The organism is Aquimarina amphilecti (assembly GCF_900109375.1).
GTDB lineage: Bacteria > Bacteroidota > Bacteroidia > Flavobacteriales > Flavobacteriaceae > Aquimarina > Aquimarina amphilecti.
The window spans coordinates 2,501-4,030 of sequence record NZ_FOAB01000015.1 but is presented as its reverse complement, the minus strand read 5'-3'; the positions used below and the strand labels follow the sequence as shown (position 1 = coordinate 4,030).

Annotated in this window: 2 tRNA genes and 2 rRNA genes (1 of these 4 running past the window's edge); all 4 read left to right on the top strand. The window is 42.5% G+C overall.

Going from position 1 to position 1,530, the window contains the following annotated elements:
• Window positions 1–282, top strand: a 16S ribosomal RNA gene (locus BMY33_RS23235); the annotation flags it as partial.
• 139 nt (window positions 283–421) lie between these two features.
• Window positions 422–495 (top strand) — tRNA-Ile (locus tag BMY33_RS23230).
• Window positions 496–615: 120 nt separating this feature from the next.
• Window positions 616–689 (top strand) — tRNA-Ala (locus BMY33_RS23225).
• 230 nt (window positions 690–919) lie between these two features.
• Window positions 920–1,530 (top strand): 23S ribosomal RNA (locus BMY33_RS23220); it runs 2,210 nt beyond the window's last position.

Genomic DNA, 1,530 nt, shown 5'->3' with positions numbered 1-1,530 from the left:
AGAGCAGCCACTTCGTGAGAAGGAGCGAATCTATAAAACCTATCACAGTTCGGATCGGAGTCTGCAACTCGACTCCGTGAAGCTGGAATCGCTAGTAATCGGATATCAGCCATGATCCGGTGAATACGTTCCCGGGCCTTGTACACACCGCCCGTCAAGCCATGGAAGCTGGGGGTACCTGAAGTCCGTCACCGTAAGGAGCGGCCTAGGGTAAAACTGGTAACTGGGGCTAAGTCGTAACAAGGTAGCCGTACCGGAAGGTGCGGCTGGAACACCTCCTTTCTAGAGAAAGACGATACTCAGGAATTGTTATTTTGGGGTGTTTTTAGTCTTAAGCTGTTAATTAATTTATTGTATAGTTGTATTTTTTGGTTGTTAGTTTTACTAATAACGATTAAGCATCAATTATCAACTATGAAGAAGTCTCATAGCTCAGCTGGTTAGAGCGCTACACTGATAATGTAGAGGTCGGCAGTTCGAGTCTGCCTGAGACTACTAAAGTCGTAGGACTATACACTAAGTTCATAATTATATTATTGAAAGGAAATTTTAGAAGTTGAGAATTCATTACTTCATCATTCGGGATTCTGAATTCGACATTTAGGATTTCATAATGGGGGATTAGCTCAGCTGGCTAGAGCGCCTGCCTTGCACGCAGGAGGTCATCGGTTCGACTCCGATATTCTCCACAATTCTTTAGGTATAAGTTTTGATAGTTTATAAAACACAGGATTCATTCAATTGAAATAGTTTTTGTATTCATCATTATTGTACTGTTATTAAGAAAAACGTTCATTGACATATTGATTTAAAGAATACGAGCATTAATTTATCTCGCAAGAGATTTATTAGTGATACAAATTAAAAGAGTGATGATATTTATATCATCAAAAACTAAAAGAGCAAGTTAAAGCAAGACGCATAAGCTAATTAAGGGCGTATGGGGAATGCCTAGGCTCTCAGAGGCGATGAAGGACGTGATAAGCTGCGAAAAGCTGTGGGGAGTGGCACATACACTATGATCCGCAGATATCCGAATGGGGCAACCCACTATATTGAAGATATAGTATCCGCAAGGAGGCGAACCCGGAGAACTGAAACATCTAAGTACCCGGAGGAGAAGAAAACAATAGTGATTCCGTTAGTAGTGGCGAGCGAACGCGGATTAGCCCAAACCAGTATTGTTACGGCAATGCTGGGGTTGTAGGACCACGTTATAAGATGTATATTGAATTAGAACAGTTTGGAAAGACTGACCAAAGAGGGTGATAGTCCCGTATAGGTAAGATATATTGATTTAGTGGTATCCTGAGTAGTGCGGGACACGTGTAATCCTGTATGAATCTGTGGGGACCATCCCATAAGGCTAAATACTCCTGAGAGACCGATAGTGAACCAGTACCGTGAGGGAAAGGTGAAAAGAACCCTGAATAAGGGAGTGAAATAGATCCTGAAACCATACGCTTACAAGCGGTCGGAGGCCTTCGGGCTGACGGCGTGCCTTTTGCATAATGAGCCTACGAGTTACTT